This window comes from Flammeovirgaceae bacterium SG7u.111 (assembly GCA_034044135.1).
In the GTDB taxonomy this organism is placed as follows: Bacteria; Bacteroidota; Bacteroidia; order Cytophagales; family Flammeovirgaceae.
The window spans coordinates 519,461-536,837 of sequence record CP139021.1 but is presented as its reverse complement, the minus strand read 5'-3'; the positions used below and the strand labels follow the sequence as shown (position 1 = coordinate 536,837).

Annotated in this window: 17 protein-coding genes; 10 read left to right on the top strand and 7 right to left on the bottom strand. The window is 41.4% G+C overall.

Going from position 1 to position 17,377, the window contains the following annotated elements; translation table 11 throughout:
• Positions 1-55 precede the first annotated feature (55 nt).
• A complete protein-coding gene (locus R9C00_02175) occupies positions 56-505 on the bottom strand; it encodes a GNAT family N-acetyltransferase (protein WPO36249.1) in 450 nt (149 codons plus the stop codon).
• A gap of 137 nt (positions 506-642) precedes the next feature.
• Positions 643-1,818 (bottom strand): hypothetical protein, encoded by a 1,176-nt coding sequence (locus R9C00_02170; GenBank protein WPO36248.1) that lies wholly within the window; start codon positions 1,816-1,818, stop codon positions 643-645.
• Between the two features lie 354 nt (positions 1,819-2,172).
• Between R9C00_02170 and R9C00_02165 the strand changes: the two genes are divergently transcribed.
• Positions 2,173-4,557: an ABC transporter permease gene (locus tag R9C00_02165; protein ID WPO36247.1), complete on the top strand. Its 2,385-nt coding sequence runs from the start codon at positions 2,173-2,175 to the stop codon at positions 4,555-4,557.
• A 50-nt stretch (positions 4,558-4,607) separates the two neighbouring features.
• Here R9C00_02165 and R9C00_02160 read toward each other — a convergent pair whose 3' ends face one another.
• From R9C00_02160 to R9C00_02140, 5 genes are all read right to left on the bottom strand, one after another.
• On the bottom strand, positions 4,608-5,441 hold the full coding sequence (locus R9C00_02160) for an oxidoreductase (GenBank protein ID WPO36246.1): 834 nt from the start codon (positions 5,439-5,441) through the stop codon (positions 4,608-4,610).
• Positions 5,442-5,519: 78 nt separating this feature from the next.
• Positions 5,520-6,311 (bottom strand): AraC family transcriptional regulator, encoded by a 792-nt coding sequence (locus tag R9C00_02155; GenBank protein WPO36245.1) that lies wholly within the window; start codon positions 6,309-6,311, stop codon positions 5,520-5,522.
• A 185-nt stretch (positions 6,312-6,496) separates the two neighbouring features.
• Entirely contained in the window at positions 6,497-8,221 is a 1,725-nt protein-coding gene (locus tag R9C00_02150; protein WPO36244.1) for an SWIM zinc finger family protein, read from the bottom strand.
• 91 nt (positions 8,222-8,312) lie between these two features.
• Positions 8,313-8,696 carry a hypothetical protein gene (locus tag R9C00_02145; protein ID WPO36243.1) on the bottom strand — a complete coding sequence of 128 codons (384 nt, stop codon included), beginning with the start codon at positions 8,694-8,696 and terminating at the stop codon, positions 8,313-8,315.
• A gap of 133 nt (positions 8,697-8,829) precedes the next feature.
• On the bottom strand, positions 8,830-9,291 hold the full coding sequence (locus tag R9C00_02140; GenBank protein WPO36242.1) for an SRPBCC domain-containing protein: 462 nt from the start codon (positions 9,289-9,291) through the stop codon (positions 8,830-8,832).
• 182 nt (positions 9,292-9,473) lie between these two features.
• On the opposite strand from R9C00_02140, the gene R9C00_02135 reads away from it, so the two are divergent.
• The 9 genes from R9C00_02135 to arsS all read left to right on the top strand — a co-directional run bounded on the left by R9C00_02135 (position 9,474) and on the right by arsS (position 17,346).
• Positions 9,474-10,481, top strand: a complete 1,008-nt coding sequence (locus R9C00_02135; GenBank protein WPO36241.1) for an AraC family transcriptional regulator ligand-binding domain-containing protein — start codon at positions 9,474-9,476, stop codon at positions 10,479-10,481.
• A 107-nt stretch (positions 10,482-10,588) separates the two neighbouring features.
• Positions 10,589-11,959: an ethanolamine ammonia-lyase subunit EutB gene (locus R9C00_02130; GenBank protein WPO36240.1), complete on the top strand. Its 1,371-nt coding sequence runs from the start codon at positions 10,589-10,591 to the stop codon at positions 11,957-11,959.
• Positions 11,960-11,963: 4 nt separating this feature from the next.
• Complete coding sequence (gene eutC / locus R9C00_02125; GenBank protein WPO36239.1) at positions 11,964-12,722, top strand: ethanolamine ammonia-lyase subunit EutC; 759 nt, start codon at positions 11,964-11,966, stop codon at positions 12,720-12,722.
• A 42-nt stretch (positions 12,723-12,764) separates the two neighbouring features.
• Complete coding sequence (locus tag R9C00_02120) at positions 12,765-13,181, top strand: GNAT family N-acetyltransferase (GenBank protein ID WPO36238.1); 417 nt, start codon at positions 12,765-12,767, stop codon at positions 13,179-13,181.
• A gap of 79 nt (positions 13,182-13,260) precedes the next feature.
• A complete protein-coding gene (locus R9C00_02115) occupies positions 13,261-14,106 on the top strand; it encodes a TIR domain-containing protein (GenBank protein ID WPO36237.1) in 846 nt (281 codons plus the stop codon).
• A gap of 49 nt (positions 14,107-14,155) precedes the next feature.
• Positions 14,156-14,587 carry a hypothetical protein gene (locus R9C00_02110; protein ID WPO36236.1) on the top strand — a complete coding sequence of 144 codons (432 nt, stop codon included), beginning with the start codon at positions 14,156-14,158 and terminating at the stop codon, positions 14,585-14,587.
• Positions 14,588-14,878: 291 nt separating this feature from the next.
• Positions 14,879-15,589 carry a DUF2064 domain-containing protein gene (locus R9C00_02105; protein ID WPO36235.1) on the top strand — a complete coding sequence of 237 codons (711 nt, stop codon included), beginning with the start codon at positions 14,879-14,881 and terminating at the stop codon, positions 15,587-15,589.
• A gap of 130 nt (positions 15,590-15,719) precedes the next feature.
• The gene (locus R9C00_02100; protein WPO36234.1) at positions 15,720-16,061 is read left to right on the top strand and encodes an arsenosugar biosynthesis-associated peroxidase-like protein; all 342 of its coding nucleotides are present in this window, start codon (positions 15,720-15,722) and stop codon (positions 16,059-16,061) included.
• Positions 16,062-16,299: 238 nt separating this feature from the next.
• Positions 16,300-17,346: an arsenosugar biosynthesis radical SAM protein ArsS gene (arsS, locus tag R9C00_02095; protein ID WPO36233.1), complete on the top strand. Its 1,047-nt coding sequence runs from the start codon at positions 16,300-16,302 to the stop codon at positions 17,344-17,346.
• Positions 17,347-17,377: the final 31 nt, after the last annotated feature.

The window sequence follows — 17,377 nt, the reverse complement described above, 5'->3', positions numbered from 1 at the left end:
GAATTATAGCTTAAATTAATAAAAATAACCCAGCTATCTACACGCAATAGCTGTTTTACCCCCTTTCTGCCAAATTTAAATGGCAATTCAATTCCACTTCATCTATTTCCGCACCTAGGTTTTTGTAAAAATCAATAGCTGCTTTGTTCCAATTCGAAACGCCCCAACGCATTTTCTTACACCTTTCCTGCTTAGCATATGAAATAACTTCGTTTATAAGCCTCGATCCTAGTCCATTTCCTCTGTTCTCTTGCGTCACATACAAATCGTCCATGTAAAGCACCTTGCCCGTCCACGATAAGTAAATGAAATAAAACGTAATAAATGCTATGATTTCTCCCTCTCTCTCCACCACAAAACCATTAATAAGTTCTTTGTCCTTCTTCATTTGCTCTACGGAATTCACCATTTTCTCAGGGCGTTTTTCAAGCGCCGCAAACTCCTTGAACAATTCAATGAGGGCGGGAAAGTCCCTTTCTTCTATTTTTCTTAATTGAATATTCACTTTCCTAAAAAAGATTGGCTAAAAAAAAGCTTTACCGATTAGTGAGGCCTCTTAAAGTTCACAAATACATGATAAAAAACACCTATCTATTCTCATTCCAACTCTTTTGAAACATCGAAGGGTTCTCAAATAAATGCCTACAACCTATAGCCCAATATAAACCCCGTGGATGTCAGTTTTGAAGCCCAATCGTTATAATTATCCAAAACACCTCTACTGTTCCTTCTCAACTCTATACTCAACTTATCGAAAGCAAAACCACACCCCCAAAAGAAACTTCCTTTTACCTCTGTTAAATCTAACTTCAAAGGTCTGCTTACTTCAACTTGGTTATCTCCGTTTAAAGTGAACCCTAAAACAGCACCACCCCTAAGAAACAACTTCGATTTTTCACTCAAATGAAAATAAGTATTCGGACCAAATGCCAAATCAAATGACTGGTACACTGCCTTTCCTTCAGAAGTCTGAAATTTCATACTCTTAAAAGCCGGCTCAACCAAAAGAGACCATTTATTTTTGTTAAAAGGCAATACCACTTCAAATTCACCTCCTAGCCACATACTTTCCGTACTCCCAAGGTCGTATAACTTATTTGGTACTAAATAACTATCTATCTTCAAGCTAGAATACTCTAGGCCAACCTTAACTTTGAAAGATGTCAAGGTCTTTTCAACCTCTTTTTCTACATACTCTCCACCAGTTTCTTCCCTATTATACTTATTGAATATCCTTATCAAATCATTTTCCTTATAGTCTAATTTCATGATCTCTACCTTCGAAATGTTGGCTGATGGCATATAGGCTATTAGTTGCTGTTTATATGCCTCATTTTCCCCTATATTACCCTCTTCCGCATAATACTGTTTGTACCTTAACTGCTCTATGCTTAAGCCATCCACACTAAAAAAGTACTTCCTAAACTTGGGCGCTTCGTACAGATAAAGATTCGCCATTCCCTCTACCAAAGGCTTTAAAAACAAGGTAGCTTTCTCAAACTTATAAGATCTATTTTGGTCTAGGTCGCTAAGTTGGCTTGGTGTTTTATCTATCTCCACAGTAAACCGTTGATATTTGATACGAGGTGCTACTCCAAACTCCTTCACTGTTTTAATAGAAGCATGTAGAATATCGCCAGTTGCCGCTAGTTTGTACTCAAATTTCGTAGGGTTATTCTTCCAGTCCAAATTTTTAATATAGCACTCTGTTTTCTTCCCGTCATTATCAATAAAATACCCTTGCTCGAATATTATTTGGGAGTAGGCAAGCCCCTGACCTAGATATGCTAAAAAAGTAATTAGAATTAGTTTTCTCATCTTCATAATTGTATAAAAGCTGATTGTGAATCAAAAAATACCTTACGGAAAGTATACCCTAAGCAAAAGGGAAGGAAGATTCCTATGGGTTGAGGAAGGTTAATATGATGTGGTTCTAATTGTCCAAAGATAGTTTGTAGTTTGTTGTATTCCAAACCTACTTTAATGCCTTACTTATACTCCTTTAATATGTTAATAAGCCATATTCGCTTATTGTTTCCCAAATAAACTTTCCCACCACACACCTCCCATCAAAAAAAATCCCCACTCGAAAAAGTTACTCTTGAATAGCAACAAGGGAAAGTCTAATTTGATAGTATTTGAAACAAGTGTCAACCCCAACTTACATAAACCATGTTGAAAAACTACTTCGTTACCGCTATTAGGCATCTCCGCCGCTCAGCCCAAACCTCCCTGCTCAATATCGTAGGGCTTTCCATCGGGATGGCTTGTTGCTTGCTCATCCTCCTGTATGTACTACACGAAACTTCGTACGACAAGCACCACCACAATTCTAAAAGGACATTTCGGGTGCTCACTATCGACGAGGCACTTGGCGTATCGAGCAACTTGGTGGGGATTACCCTCCCTGCTTTGGCGCCAACTATGCAAGACGAATTGCCCGAGGTAGAAAAAACGGTGAGGATCAACAGCAATGGGAGGACAATGCTACAGCACAAAGACAAAAAGTTCTTTGCCGAAAACTTGCTCTACGTAGAAGATGGCTTTTTCGATGTTTTCAATTATCAGTTGATAGAAGGCGACGAAAATACTGCTTTTGAAAAACCATACACCGCAGTAATGACCGAGGCTATGGCAAAAAAAACATTTGGAGATATTGCTACAGCCATGGGCAAAAGCTTCAGAATGAACGATGATAATGACTACGAAATAGTGGGTATTATGGCAGATTCTGACCTGCCTACTCACCTCACCATGGATGTAATGGTAGCCATGGTAGCTGCCGAGAGCGACACCAGCCTGATGCAATACCTCAACTCTTGGAACAACATCAGTATGAGTTCGTATGCAGTGCTGAACGATGCAAGCAGCGAAGAAGCAGTGGAAGCCAAAATGGAGGAAATTATCCGAGCGCACGAGGTGGGGAGCAACTTCAAAGTTACGCTGCAACCCCTCGCAGATACGCACCTCAAATCGGAAGGCGTTTTGTTTGATGGCATGAACAACAACAAAGGCAGCCTCGATTATGTATTTTCGCTAGGGGCAGTCGCCATTTTTGTGATCATCATCGCTGCATTTAACTTCATGAACCTCACTACAGCCCGCTCTGCCAAACGTGCACGGGAAGTAGGAATAAGGAAGGTGCTAGGCTCAAGGCGTGGCGAATTAATTTTCCAGCATTTGAGCGAAGCCATTCTTATGTGTCTGTTTTCCATGATCATCGCTTTGCTCACCGTTGGTATAGTGGATAGTTTTGTTGAGCTTCCCATCAACGGAACAGCTCTCAATTTCATCTTTTCCTCTCCCCTGATTGTGGGAGGAATTATCATTTTTGTTTTATTACTAGGTATTCTTGCCGGTATTTACCCCGCTTTTATGCTCACGGCTTTCCAACCTACCCAAGTGCTGAAAGGTAAATTTGCTACCAGCAGAAAGGGAGCTGCCTTGCGTAGGATCTTGGTGGTTTCCCAATTTGCCGTTTCTATCGTCATGATTATTGGTGCGCTTACGGTCTATAACCAGCTCGATTATATCAAATCGAAAAATAAAGGCTTTGACGAGGAACAGGTGCTCCAGTTCAGGTTCAACAACAGAGAAATGAGCGAAAAAGGGGAGGAATTTTTGACTGCTCTCAAAGCTTATCCTGAAATTTCCGACATCGGTAGGGCATCTTCACTTCCAGGCCAGGGCTTTGGCAGAACGAGGGTAATTCCCGAAGGTTACACTTCCGACGATGATCCGTGGATCTATAGCATCATGTCATGCGACGAACAATTCATCCCGACCATGAAAATGGAAATACTAGAAGGAAGAAACTTCTCCAAAGATTTCCAAACGGACGAGGATGCAGCCATGATCTTGAACCAAGCTGCTGCAAGTTCTTTTGATTGGGAAAATCCTGTGGGCAAAAAAGTGAACATTGGGCAAACGGAATATACCGTTGTTGGCTTGGTGCAAGACTTTCATTTTGCCTCCATGCGCCACAAGATTGAGCCACTAGTGATTGTGAACAACCCTAGCCCAAACAGAGTGGTGGCAAAAGTTGCGACCAATGGGATGGAAAATACTCTGGCAAAGATCGAAGAGACATGGAAAGAAGTCTATCCAACCGATCCTTTTGAATACACCTTTTTCGATGAAGAATTTGCCCAGCTTTACGAAAACGAAGTCCATTTTTCCAAGCTCATCACAGGCTTTGCCTGGCTGGCTGTGTTCATCGCCTGCCTAGGCTTGTTTGGCTTAGCTGCTTTCATAGCCGAGCAGCGCACAAGGGAAATTGGCATCCGAAAAGTATTGGGTTCCAGCATTCCCCGCATCATTCTAATGCTTTCTACCGAATTCATGAAACTTGTACTTATAGCTAATTTGTTGGCTTGGCCGCTTGCTTATTGGCTTACTAGCAACTGGTTGGAAAACTTTGAGTACAGAACAATTTTGACACCAACGGTATTTGTAGTAGCTGCGGTACTGGCAGCAGCCATCGCCCTGTTCACTATCAGCTTCCACTCTATACGGGCAGCATTGCTCAATCCTGTAGATTGCTTACGCGATGAGTAAAAAACAATTCTGGTCTGCTGTGGATTGCAACAGGCCAGAATTTATTCCCCTTATTCAAACACCACACTTTCCGCAATTTCTCTAAACCCGTCCACATCTTTTTGAACAGAATCTAATTTTGCCTGCAAAGTTCCTACAGCTATTTTTCCAAGCGGCAACCTCAGCGGAGGGTTTTCCAAACCAACCAAGTCAAAAATAGCTTGTGCTGCTTTTTTCGGATCACCTTCTTGCTTTCCGTCCACCCCTTTTATTTTTTGTCGAAAAACACCCGCAGTACCTGCATAATCTGCTATTTCCCTTGCTGCCAAGGCAAAACTCCTTCCAGCGAAATCAGTTCGGAACGGACCTGGCTCGACAATGGTTACCTTAATTCCCAGAGGAGCAGTTTCAATTGCCACAGCTTCGCTAAAACCTTCCAATGCAAACTTGCTCGCACTATAAATCCCAAATCCCGGGAATGATTTGAAACCTGAATGAGATGAAATTTGGATAATGTGTCCCGCCTTTTGCTTTCGCATAAGCGGTAAAATACCTTGAGTCATTCGCAAAGCGCCGTAAAAATTTGCTTCAAACACTTTTCTGGTTTCCTCCTCGCTGGTTTCTTCCACTGCCCCCGCTATTCCAAACCCAGCATTGTTCACCAATACATCTACCCTTCCGAACTTTTCCGTTATCAATTCTATAGCCTTTTGCACCTCATTGGCATCGGCCACATCCATTTTTATGGCAAAAGCACTACCATTATTTTCCTTGTTAAAAGCACTAACCTGTGAGGATTGGCGAAAAGTCCCAACCACAAAATCACCATTAAGCATTACTTTTTCAGCTATTTCTTTACCTAGCCCGCTCGAAATACCAGTTATTAACCAAATTCTCTTTTCCATGAATGTCTTTTATGTTCGTAAATAATTAGATGTCACAAAAGTGGATGGAAACTAAAAATCAGACTAGAACAAGCAATACTAGTTTCGGTATTTTTCGGACATTTCATTCCTAAAACCCTTCGGGGAGCTTCCTGTTTCTTTTTTAAATAACTTGGCAAAGTAAGAGCTATCGAAGTAACCCAATGAAGCCGAAACTTCTGTGATTGTAAGGTCGGTAAAGGTGAGTAACCGCTTGACTTCTAGCATACTTCTAGCCCGAATTATTTCGGTTGCCGTTTTGCCCGTTACCTCTTTCACTACCCGGTTTAGGTGATGTTGGGTGACATTGAGTTCCTCAGCATAATCACTCGCTGTCACGTTTTGCTCAAACTTTTCTTCTACCAATTGTCTAAACTGCTTGAACAGAATGAGCTGTCTTTTGGGAATCCGTCCCCCCGATAGCGTATCGATGCTTCGCTGAATTTGGTGCAACAACACTTTTAACAAAGACTGTAAAATTTGAAGACTTGGCTCTTGCCTGTTTTTCTCTTTAATCAACAATTCAATCGTACGTCGCACTTCTCCAAACTCCGTACTTGAAAGTTTTAGGCAAGGGTTTGTATACACATTGTCCAAAAAACTCAATTCAAACAGGGTATCCTTATTTTGCTGGTTGAGCAAGAAAAAATCTTCGGTAAATAGGATCGTCCCGCCTTTGAGCGGTTGCCATTCTTCAAATACATGCACCTGCCCAGGGGAAATAAAAAATAGGCTTTGCATACCCAATTCGTAGGTTTGGTAATCAATCGTTTGGGAACTGTTACCTTCATCTACCCACAAAATCTCATAAAATGTATGCTTGTGAACCCTATCAATTTCAGGTTCTTCCATTTCCTCAAAGCGAGTTATTTCAAACTCTGTACGGTTATCAGGCTGATTAATAAAATGCCCAATCGAATAATATGGGAAGGGAGTTTTTATAAGCTTAGAGGTTGGTGCAAAAAATAAGTGCCCAAGATAGCTCCTAAAATTGTCCTTTCAAAAAAACCATATCCGTTTTACTCCAGACATAAAAATCATCTTCCAGCAAAAGCCTTGTCCAATTTCTCCATAAAAGCCCTCCTTCTAAAATAAATATTCCTAAAATGCTTGATGAGCTTATCCACTAAGATATTACCACCTTCCATTTTGTCAATTGTCTTCATTATCCTAATAACATCATTATAAATGCTTTTACCTGTTTCTTGTGCGTAATACTTCAAGCTTTTCTCAAATATGCTAAATACTTCTTCTTTCGGTTTATAAGGGAATATGTTTTCGCCAAAAGTGAAAACCAACCTCAAGTCTTTAAAATTCTCTTGGAGCAGTTCAAACAATTGATCCCACAATTTTTCAGATGTATAAATGCTGGCAAGGGTCGGTAGAATCCTCTCCCGAATGACCCAAAACGGTTCTTTGTCCTCTGTCTTTTTGAGCAACTTACCGATAACCTCATCTCGCTTTGCAACCCATTCTTCTTTTGAATAAGCTCCTTTCAACGATTCATAATAACCCTCCAAAAAATTATCGTTGTAAAATAAAAACTCTGCCCATTTCCTTATAGTTGCCGTGTCTTTTTCCGCTTCGGCAATACGCAATAGAATGGATTCCCAATTGAAGTTTCTTCCCCAGCGATTATTTTTGCCCCTCTCTGCCTCAGCAATAACATCATTGCACCAAAATTTTGCCTTTGCAAAGTTTTTATTCTTGATAGCAAGATTGATCAACATTTCCTTGAATTCAGAAAAGCGTATATTCTCTTCCATCAATGCCAAAGCCTCTTTTTCCTTTTTAGCATTCATCAGATAAACCACTTTCAGCTTAACCAAAGGAATGATATAATGATCTATTTTCTCATTCGCTATTTCCTTGTCAAGGAGATCAAAAAATTTCTTTTCTTGAGAACTAGTGGTGATTAGGCCTTGCATAGAAACAAGAAGTGCTTGCCCAAAGCCAAGCTTCTTATACTTGGGCTTTGGATATTCTTCCAAGTAATAGCCAAAAAGCTCGTCTTTGAGCATAGCAGGAGCTTTTTCTCCAATATTCATCAACAAATTATGGGCATCGCCAAGTAACTGGCCCGTAGCCGATCCATAATCCATCTTACTTAGGATACCAGGGATTTCTTCCAACAACACCTTGCTGATTTCCAAAGCCTGAGGAAGGTCATTACTTGCAAAAGCCTTTTCCGCCTTCTTCAACAAGTCCTTCAGGCCTTTATTTATTTTGTTCTCCGCAGTTTGGTCAATATAACTTTTCCTCCCCTTCCCTCCTTTATAAATATTTTGAACTATGGTGCGGTACATTTCAGTTTGGTCGCTGGTAGTCAACTCGGCAAAATGTACCAAAAGAGAACTTTTAAGTCCTTTCGAACTCCTAAACTGTGCTTTTATAAAAGCTTGAAGTTCCTCTTTCGATGCTTTTTTAAAAATTTCTTCGACAGGGTCTTTTCCCTTCTTGGCAGCCTTCACCTCTTTTTTGCTCTTTGCTGCCACACCCATATTATCGCGGATAGCATAAAACACAGCCACCACATGCTTGCACACAGGTCCATGATCATACGGACATTCGCATTCCCATTCTTTTATTTGGGTCTGCCGGGTCTTCACTTCCACTTCATATTCATCAATGCCCTGAACGTTCGCCCACCAATTTCCCCTACCTGTATTTTCCAAATCCTCTACCGCCCCTTCCAAAAAATAAGCATACCCTCTTTCGAGTATCACTTGATCCACTTCGTTCTCAAAATCTTTTAAAGTCATGCTCCTGTATTTGTTAATATCCAACTACAAAAAAGCAAAACCATAGGTTAATTCAATAGTTTTCGAGATTTAATTTCAAAAAAGCACCTTTCTACAACCTCCCCAAAGCCTTGCCCTGCCAAATAGCCAAAGTAGCCACCACCATTGCCAACATCGCCACTATCACCAAGCCTTTGAGCGTGAAGTATAGCGGATCTATTAAAATGAGTAACATGCTCCCAATCACCCACCCCCAATCGAGGTAAGTAATTGCCTTTACTTGGCCAGGAATCAACCTTGGCTTAAAAAGCAACAGCAAAATAATAATAGCAAAACCTAGCAGGCCAACCCCAATAAAAACTAGCCAGTCTGGATAAGCCAAGCCCATAAGTTGGGCAAGTTCCTGAGGGAGAACCATAAACAATAGACCGCTTATAAAACTGAAAACAGCATTAGCTATCAAAGCTCCCCTCAAGTTTTTTTCTTCGTTTCTCATTACACTCTAAATTAAAATGTCGTCTTCATCTTATTAAAGCAACTCAATACAATCTGCGTCTACTGAAGGTTTTCATAAAACTAGAAACCCGTAACTGGTCGTAAAACCTGTTGAGAAAGTAAGAGTCTATAAACTAATTTGCAGGAATTCCTATGTTAGAATAAGCTGATTCCACACGTAGCTTCAATGCTTCATTCATTTGTTCAAAACCTTTTTGGGTACTTTCCCCCAACATATTAAGCAAAACGCCTGATATTACCCCGCTAAAGTTCTCCCCATGGATCAGCTTCGTTTTTTGTTCATCTATTTTTTCGAGTTTGAAAAAATGCTCTCCATCAAAAAGCCCTTTTACAAACAGTTTTCCCAACCAGCGAAATTCTTTATTTTTCTCATTTTTCAATACAATCGGGGTAAAATCCATCGCACTTTTCCCTTCAGGCTGGATCATCACCGCAATTTGATTTCCTTCAGCAACATTTCCACTTAGCTTTTTGATGAAAGGATTCCATTCAGGATATGCTTCGTGGTTCATCAGTACTTCCCACACTTTCGCTGCCGATGCTTCAATAACTATTTCTGACCGTAATGTTTTCATGATTTCCTTTTTAGAATTAATGTTCAATACTAAAATGGCGAAAATCTAGGATGGCAGGTTTGCTACAAGCGCCAAACAATTGGCATTTCGCGCCAGTTTTAAAAATATCATTAACTTCGGTCTTGTATGAAACTACAAGACCCTTACTAACTCCTAGCATCCAACCTCTAATTTCTAAACCCATGCATTTCAATGGAAGATTTGTGTTGAACCTTGCCCAATTTGCCGCGCAGCAAGGGGCTGATTTGGAAAAACTAATTGCCCTAAGTGGAAAGCCTGCCAAGGAACTTTACAAAGAAGATTGTAAGCTTAGTGCCGAAGAATATAATGAGGTGTTAAAAGCAGCGGTGGAAGAAACGAACGATGAACTTTTTGGGCTGCATGCTGGGGAAAGTTTGAACCTTTCGGCAGCGGGGCTGATTGTCCAAATTGCGCAAACGAGCCAAACAGTGAAGCAAGCTCTCGAATATTGTTGTGAGTTTGCAAACCTTGGTTGCAGTGCACTGCCCACTCTGCTTTCAGAAGAAAAAGACTATTTCAAACTTAGTTTGAAGCCCAATCCTCTTTGGGAAAAACAAGCGCCCATTAGCGTAATACATACTTTATATGGGTATTTGGCATTTACCATTCGGGAATTTCAGTCGCTTACTTTCCACAAACAAACGCCTAAAGAAATATGGCTGACATTTGAGCGCCCCACCAACTTAGCGGAGCTAGAAAGGGTGTTGGGCACTACTTCACTTAAGTTTGGACAAAAGGAAAATGCGCTGATTTTGAGCAAAAGGCAGGTGGAGGAAAAGGTAGTCACCAGCGATTATGAACTACTGAAAGTTCTTGTGAATCATGCACATGACAAGCAGGAAAAAATGCATTTGGAAAATGGATTTTACGAAGTGGTAAGGCGTTCGGTGGTTAACTTGATCAAACCACATTTCCCCACAGTGGAGCAAGTTGCTGGGCACTTGAACCTGAGCGTGAGAACCTTTCAGCGAAAGCTAAAAAACGAAGGATATTCTTACAAAAAACTGATTGACGAGCTTAGGAAAGATTTTGCGATCGACTACCTTGCAAATCCAGAACTGAGCATAGGCGACGTAGCCTACCTCCTTAGTTATGCCGATACGAGTACCTTCATCCGCTCTTTCAAACGCTGGACGGGGAAAACGCCTTCGGAATTCAGGAAGACTTGAGTTCTTTTTTTGCTGACAAGAAGCTTCAACTTTTCTTAATATGGAAAACCAATTTTCAACCTTCCTTTTCAGTAGCTTTAGTTTATTAGAATTTCTATTAATGCCAGATGAGATATACATTTACTGTTCATAATAAAAACTACATTTTCGCCGACCTCAAAACACTTTTGGCGAAAGCTAGCCCTTTCCGCACGGGCGATGCCTTGGCAGGAATTGCCGCAGAAAGCAACGAAGAACGAGTAGCTGCCCAATATGCCCTTGCCGATGCACCCCTCAAAAATTTCCTCGACGAAGCAATCATTCCCTACGAAACAGATGAAATCACTCGGCTAATTGTTGATTCGCACAACAAAGAAGCCTTTGAACCAATTTCCCACTTTACTGTAGGGCAATTCCGAGATTGGCTGCTCACCAACGAAGCCGATAACAAAACCCTCAAAGAACTAGCCTCAGGGCTTACACCAGAAATGGTTGCCGCAGTTTCTAAGCTTATGCGCAACCAAGATCTGATAGCCGTTGCCCAAAAATGTGTGGTGGAAAGTAAATTCCGAACAACGGTGGGGCAAGCAGGAAGGCTCTCGGTGCGGTTGCAGCCCAACAGCCCCGTGGACGATCCAAAAGCGATTGCCGCCAGTATTATTGATGGACTGATGTACGGTTGCGGAGACGCAGTCATTGGAATTAATCCCGCTACCGACAGTCCTGACGTAGTTGCTAATTTGCTGCACATGTTGGACGGTATCCGTCAAAAGTTCGACATCCCGACCCAAAGTTGTATTCTCAGTCATGTGACCACCACGCTGCAAATTATTGATAAAGCTCCGGTAGACCTTGTTTTCCAATCTATTGGCGGAACAGAACAAACCAATTCTTCTTTTGGAGTGAACCTTTCCTTGTTAGAAGAAGCGTACGAAGCAGCCATTTCCCTAAAGAGATGCGCTGAAGAAAAGCAAGTAATGTATTTTGAAACGGGGCAAGGCTCTTCCCTTTCTGCAAATGCCCACCAAGGAGTAGATCAGCAAACGTGTGAAGCCCGAGCCTATGCCGTGGCAAGAAAGTTCAACCCTTTTTTGGTCAATTCAGTAGTAGGTTTCATTGGTCCTGAGTATCTTTACGATGGAAAGCAAATTATCCGGGCGGCTTTGGAAGATCACTTTTGTGCCAAAACCCTTGGTTTGCCCATGGGAATGGACGTTTGCTATACCAACCACTCCGAAGCCGACCAAGACGATATGGATAACTTGATGACCCTTTTGGGGGTGGCCGGCTGCAATTTCATCATGGGCGTACCAGGCGCCGATGATATAATGCTCAACTACCAATCTACTTCTTTCCACGATGCTATGTACCTACGCAAAGCCTTGCACAAACGGCCTGCAGCTGAGTTTGAACAATGGCTTTTGACCATGGGAATTTTAGACGAAAACGGCAACAGACTTCCAATCGCAACTTCTCACTATCTACTCAATAGCTACTAAAACAATGAGTCTGAAACCAAAAAATCAGCACGCACAAGAAGACCCTTGGGCGAGCCTGAAAGAATTTACAAAAGCCCGAATTGCCTTAGGAAATGTAGGAGGAAGCCTCCCGCTCAACGAAGTACTCGCATTTAAACTGGCACATGCTCACGCCAAAGATGCCATCTATTCCAATTTGGACCTCGAACTATTTACCCAACAGTTCGCCCAGTCAGGTATCCCTATTTTTAAATTAAAGAGTAGAGTTTCGAATAGGCAAGAATATTTGAAAAGACCTGACTTGGGAAGAAAACTGGCTAAAACATCCATCATTAAGCTAAGAAAAGAAAACTCCACATTCGACATTGTTTTTGTCATTAGCGATGGACTTTCTGCCAATGGGGTAAACTACCACGCAATAGAGGTCTTAAAAAAAATGCTCCCCTCTTATGTTGAAACACATAAAATTGCCATCGCCTTGGTAGAGCAAGGAAGGGTAGCCATAGCCGATGAGATCGGAGAACTACTCCAAGCAAAATTCACTGCTGTAATGATTGGCGAAAGACCAGGACTTTCTTCACCGCAAAGTATGGGAATTTATACCACCTACGCCCCTAAGCCTGGGCTTACCGATGAAAAACGGAATTGCATTTCCAACATTCATGAAGATGGATTAAGCCATGAAGCTGCATCAAACATTCTATGCTATTTGATTGAACAATCATTTGCCCGAAAAATTAGTGGAGTAGAATTAAAAGTAGAGTTGGGCAGCTTGAAGAAATGAAAACAGTTTGTAGGTTTATGAAAAAATCAAAAATAGCTTTTCATGAACCAAGAATATTACATCTCAACAGACAAAAGCAAACTGGATATTTCGCTTATCCACAACTACCTCAGCAATGATTCTTATTGGGCAAAGGGAAGAACGATAGAAACCGTAAGGAAGTCTATTGAGCATTCCTTTTGCTTTGGGGTTTACCACGGAGAGCAACAAGTAGGCTTTGCCAGGGTAGCCACCGACTATGCTGTTTTTGCTTGGATAATGGATGTGTTTATTTTGGAAAAACACAGAAAAAAGGGCTTGAGCAAAATGCTGATGGACGCTATTATGAAACAAGAAGAACTTCAGGGCTTGTACCGCTGGGGCTTGGCTACCGCCGATGCCCACGGACTGTACGAGCAATACGGGTTTAAGATGATTGAAAAACCCGAACTTTTTATGGAAAAAGTGGCTGCAAAATAGGTATTGGATAATCTCGAGGCATTTTGTAGATTGGATGGCAAAACAATATGTTATCGGGAAGAAATAAACAAAAATGCGTATGCCCTCCATCCAAGAACTGAAACAACTCATAGCCAATGGTGAGCTTGAAAAAGCGGTGAAAGAGTTATTGGTTGCCACAGAAGGCACCGACATCCATAGCGATATTACTCATCAGTCGGCTAGGCTAAACAAAGCCTTAAAAGATGAGCGTATGGGCATTGCAAGAACCGATGATACTAATCGCACCAAAAATCAAATTACCTATGCCCTGCTAAGCTATTTGGATGATAACAGCGAGTTATTTGAACACCAACCTACCCAAACCTCTGCAATGCAACCTAGCTCTTCTTCCTCACAAGGAAAGCGAGTTTTTATTTCCTATAACCACAAGGATAAAGAAGTGGCGCAACAAGTAAAAGCCAAACTGGAAGAAGCTGGGCTAACCGTCACCATCGACTCGGAAGCGATGGGGGCTGGAGAAGACATCAAATCCTTCATAGAAAAATGCGTGCGGGAAAATGACGTGACCCTTTCTTTGGTCTCGCCCAATAGCCTACTCTCTGCTTGGGTAGCCATGGAAAGCCAACTAACTTTGACAGGGGAAAGAATTGCCAACAAAAAATTCATCGGTTGCGCCATTGATAATTCATTTTTCGGAAGAGGGTTTGTAGACGATGCGCTGGACAAGGTGGAAGATGAGCTCGCGGAAATAAGCCAACTTATGCAAAAAAGGCTGAACAGGGGACGTGGCGTAGAAGATTTGCAAAACGAGCTTTCCCGCTACAAACAATTGGAAAGCAACCTGCCAGAAATAGTAAGAAAGTTCAAAGAATCCCTCACCGTGGACATCAGCGGAGATAATTTTGAGGCTGGGATGGGGAAGGTGATTGGGACGATTGGGTGAGTTGAATACCAACGCCACCTTTAATAAAAAACTTAAAAAAGTGTCATAATTGGAACCTAGACATCAAATCATTGATATTTCCGTTCAGATCGAATACAACATTTCTATATTTCTAGCCGCGTGGTTAGGGATTGAAAGAGATACATCTCGTAGTTTAGGGACTAAAAGCAGTTCTCTTTCCTTAAACCAACAAATAAACTTGATTGTTGATATGAATATATTAGAGAAGAGCCAAGCTCAAAAGCTAGTATTATTTGCACAAATCAGAAACAAGTTTGCGCATGTTGCAGAAATTAACACCTACGATCAATGCCTTAAATCAAATAAGGACTTAAACAAGGGTATACGAAAACTATATCCTTTAACCAATTCAATAGATGATGAATTTGATAGTCAGCAGCGAATTATTTCTTTGTTAGCTGATATTACTGTTATTGGTGAACAGTTGATCAATAAGTTGAGGAATAAACAAGATGAATAGTTTTTTTGACATGAACTGATTTAAATTTTTGGCTAAAGTCTCTTTTAATTATATCGAAAATGTACGACCTAAAGGTCGCACCTATTTATAAAAAACAAACAATTAACTAGACTCTTTAAAGAAGCAGGTAATCACTGTATTACATCTATAACCAGTGAAAAAGTTTAAATAGCTTCCATACTTATTACTTTACCACACATACACTCATCAAAAAAATTGCAACTAAAATTTTAGGAATGTGTTGTTAGAGCAGGTTTCAACCAGTATTTACTTATTTGTACTTAGGTTTTCTTGCCAACTAAAAATAACCATACCGCTGTATTAATCTTTTCGCACACTCCCCACCAAGAGGCGAAAGAAAAAAGCTTTACCCAAAAAGTAAATACTCAAACGAACCGTACCATCGCATCCCATTTAGTTGAGCACACGAAAAAACTAGTTGCCCAAACGCCTTATCCAAGCTTTTGCATTAGCACGCCCGACCAAAAAGGAATTACGTTTGGAGAGCGATTCACCCATGCCATTCAATCCGTTTTTGCAAAAGGGTTTTCCCAAGTAATTGCTATCGGCAGCGACTGCCCTAGCCTCACAAGCCAAGATATTCAGAAAAGTGCCAAGGCTTTGGAACGGGGAAAAGTGGTGCTGGGTCCCGCAACTGATGGAGGCACGTATCTTATTGGGCTTCAGCAAGAATCGTTTGATCCCGAAGCTTTCAAAAACATCAGCTGGCAAACCAGTAGTGTTTTCCGGGAACTTCTGAGCCTTTGCTCTAGCCAACCTCAACTGGATATTGAAATACTTTCAAGCAAACAAGATATTGATTCGGCCGCCGATCTTGTAAAGGTGTTAAAAAGTAACCTGATCGCCCCTTACCTACAAAAACTGTTAGCGCAGCTGATCAAGTTTGCTACTACTTCTTTCTATCCAATAAGCACTTTTTTTCTTCTGAAAAATCTAGTCCTTAGCCTTTTTGGACTGAGAGCACCTCCTTCCTTTAGCTAAGTTTTATCTCTTTTCATTTTCTATATATCGTCAGGTGCTTTTTCCAAAGCAATTGGCTTAGGCGTGTTTTCTCAAAAGGAAAAATCCGTCTAGTTCCTATTTTCTAAAAATCACAAAAACACAACATATCATGGCTGAAAACAAAAGTTATTACAACCCAGAAGATCTTAAGAAATTTGGAAAAGTAACCGAGTTCCAAGAAGAAATGGGCAAAAAATTCTTCGATTACTACGGAAGCGTGTTCAAAGAAGGAGCGCTTACCGCGCGGGAAAAAGCGTTGATTGCCCTTGCAGTTTCACATACCGTGCAATGCCCCTACTGCATAGATGCCTACAGCAGCGATTGCCTAGAAAAAGGCGCTGACGAAGAGCAAATGATGGAAGCTGTACATGTAGCCGTAGCCATTAGAGGTGGGGCTTCCCTCGTGCACGGCACACAGATGATGAATAAGGTGAAAGACCTGACCATGTAGTTCCGTGAAAGGAAATGGTTTAAGTACCTGAACACAAAAAATCGTGAATTTGGACTATTTCTTTTTCCGTTATACTTCGACTAGCCGTCTGCGATAAAAAATCATTACGTAGCTCTGCTATGCGTAGATTTTTTGTCCCGGCGGGGAACCGCTCGCCTAACGAAAAAACAACCTCGTCCAACTATACGCTTTCTTATGTCCACGTACTTAAAATCTCACTGTTCAAAATTTAAACAACATGAAAACTGCAACTTTATCATTACAAAAAAGAGGGAACAAACTTGCTTCACCAAGTGCCCAAGTTGATTTCCTAAGCCATACATCCATTGGCGATTCTTTTGAAGAGAAACTTCAAAATACTGGCATTTTTCCACTAACCGCCACAGGAGTTGATATTTTCCAGGTGAATGTGGGAAAAATGTGTAACCAAGTTTGCAAGCATTGCCACGTAGATGCCGGGCCCGACCGAAAGGAAATAATGACTCGGGAAACCATGCAACTGTGCTTGGATGCACTCAAAGGCACAGACATCCCCACGGTGGACCTTACGGGTGGCGCACCCGAAATGAACCCGAATTTCAGGTGGTTTGTAGAAGAGCTTACCGCCATGGGGAAACATGTGTTGGTTCGCTGCAACCTCACTATTATTTTGGCTAACCCAAAGTATCATGATCTTCCTGAATTTTTCAAAAAGCACCAAGTAGAAGTGGTTTCTTCTCTCCCCTATTTCACTGCAAGACGCACCGATGCCCAGCGAGGCGAGGGCGTATTTGAACGCTCCATAAAAGCCTTGCAGATGCTCAATGAAGTAGGCTATGGAAAAGAAGGTAGCGGGTTAACACTCAATTTGGTCTACAACCCGACAGGCTCATTTCTTCCCGGCGACCAAGCGGGCTTGGAAACCGAGTTCAAGCGAAGGCTGAAAACCTACGATATTGAATTCAACAATTTATTCGCCATCACCAACCTACCTGTTAGTCGCTTTTTGGAATACTTGGTGGATAACGACCAGTATGAAAGCTATATGGAAAAACTGGTCAATGCGTTCAACCCCGCTGCGGCGATGGGTGTGATGTGCCGCAATACGCTCTCCATTGGCTGGGATGGCTATCTCTACGACTGTGATTTTAACCAAATGTTGGATCTCAAGCTAGAACCAAATGCTCCCAACCACATCAAAAACTTTGATTTGGGCAAAATAAACAACCGGGAAATAGTGATCAATCAACATTGCTTCGGATGTACGGCAGGTGCTGGTTCAAGTTGTGGAGGGGAAACTGCTTAATAATAAGACTTACGCAATAGCTAGTATTTCG

Excerpts from the sequence above, each read along its gene's own strand:
- R9C00_02160 (WPO36246.1), bottom strand. The coding sequence starts at position 5,441 with ATGGAAAAGAGAATTTGGTTAATAACTGGTATTTCGAGCGGGCTAGGT.
- R9C00_02115 (WPO36237.1), top strand. The coding sequence starts at position 13,261 with ATGCCCTCCATCCAAGAACTGAAACAACTCATAGCCAATGGTGAGCTT.
- arsS (WPO36233.1), top strand. The coding sequence starts at position 16,300 with ATGAAAACTGCAACTTTATCATTACAAAAAAGAGGGAACAAACTTGCT.
- eutC (WPO36239.1), top strand. The coding sequence starts at position 11,964 with ATGAGTCTGAAACCAAAAAATCAGCACGCACAAGAAGACCCTTGGGCG.
- R9C00_02100 (WPO36234.1), top strand. The coding sequence starts at position 15,720 with ATGGCTGAAAACAAAAGTTATTACAACCCAGAAGATCTTAAGAAATTT.
- R9C00_02145 (WPO36243.1), bottom strand. The coding sequence starts at position 8,696 with ATGAGAAACGAAGAAAAAAACTTGAGGGGAGCTTTGATAGCTAATGCT.
- R9C00_02130 (WPO36240.1), top strand. The coding sequence starts at position 10,589 with ATGAGATATACATTTACTGTTCATAATAAAAACTACATTTTCGCCGAC.
- R9C00_02150 (WPO36244.1), bottom strand. The coding sequence starts at position 8,221 with ATGACTTTAAAAGATTTTGAGAACGAAGTGGATCAAGTGATACTCGAA.
- R9C00_02140 (WPO36242.1), bottom strand. The coding sequence starts at position 9,291 with ATGAAAACATTACGGTCAGAAATAGTTATTGAAGCATCGGCAGCGAAA.
- R9C00_02135 (WPO36241.1), top strand. The coding sequence starts at position 9,474 with ATGCATTTCAATGGAAGATTTGTGTTGAACCTTGCCCAATTTGCCGCG.
- R9C00_02120 (WPO36238.1), top strand. The coding sequence starts at position 12,765 with ATGAACCAAGAATATTACATCTCAACAGACAAAAGCAAACTGGATATT.
- R9C00_02170 (WPO36248.1), bottom strand. The coding sequence starts at position 1,818 with ATGAGAAAACTAATTCTAATTACTTTTTTAGCATATCTAGGTCAGGGG.
- R9C00_02155 (WPO36245.1), bottom strand. The coding sequence starts at position 6,311 with ATGGAAGAACCTGAAATTGATAGGGTTCACAAGCATACATTTTATGAG.
- R9C00_02165 (WPO36247.1), top strand. The coding sequence starts at position 2,173 with ATGTTGAAAAACTACTTCGTTACCGCTATTAGGCATCTCCGCCGCTCA.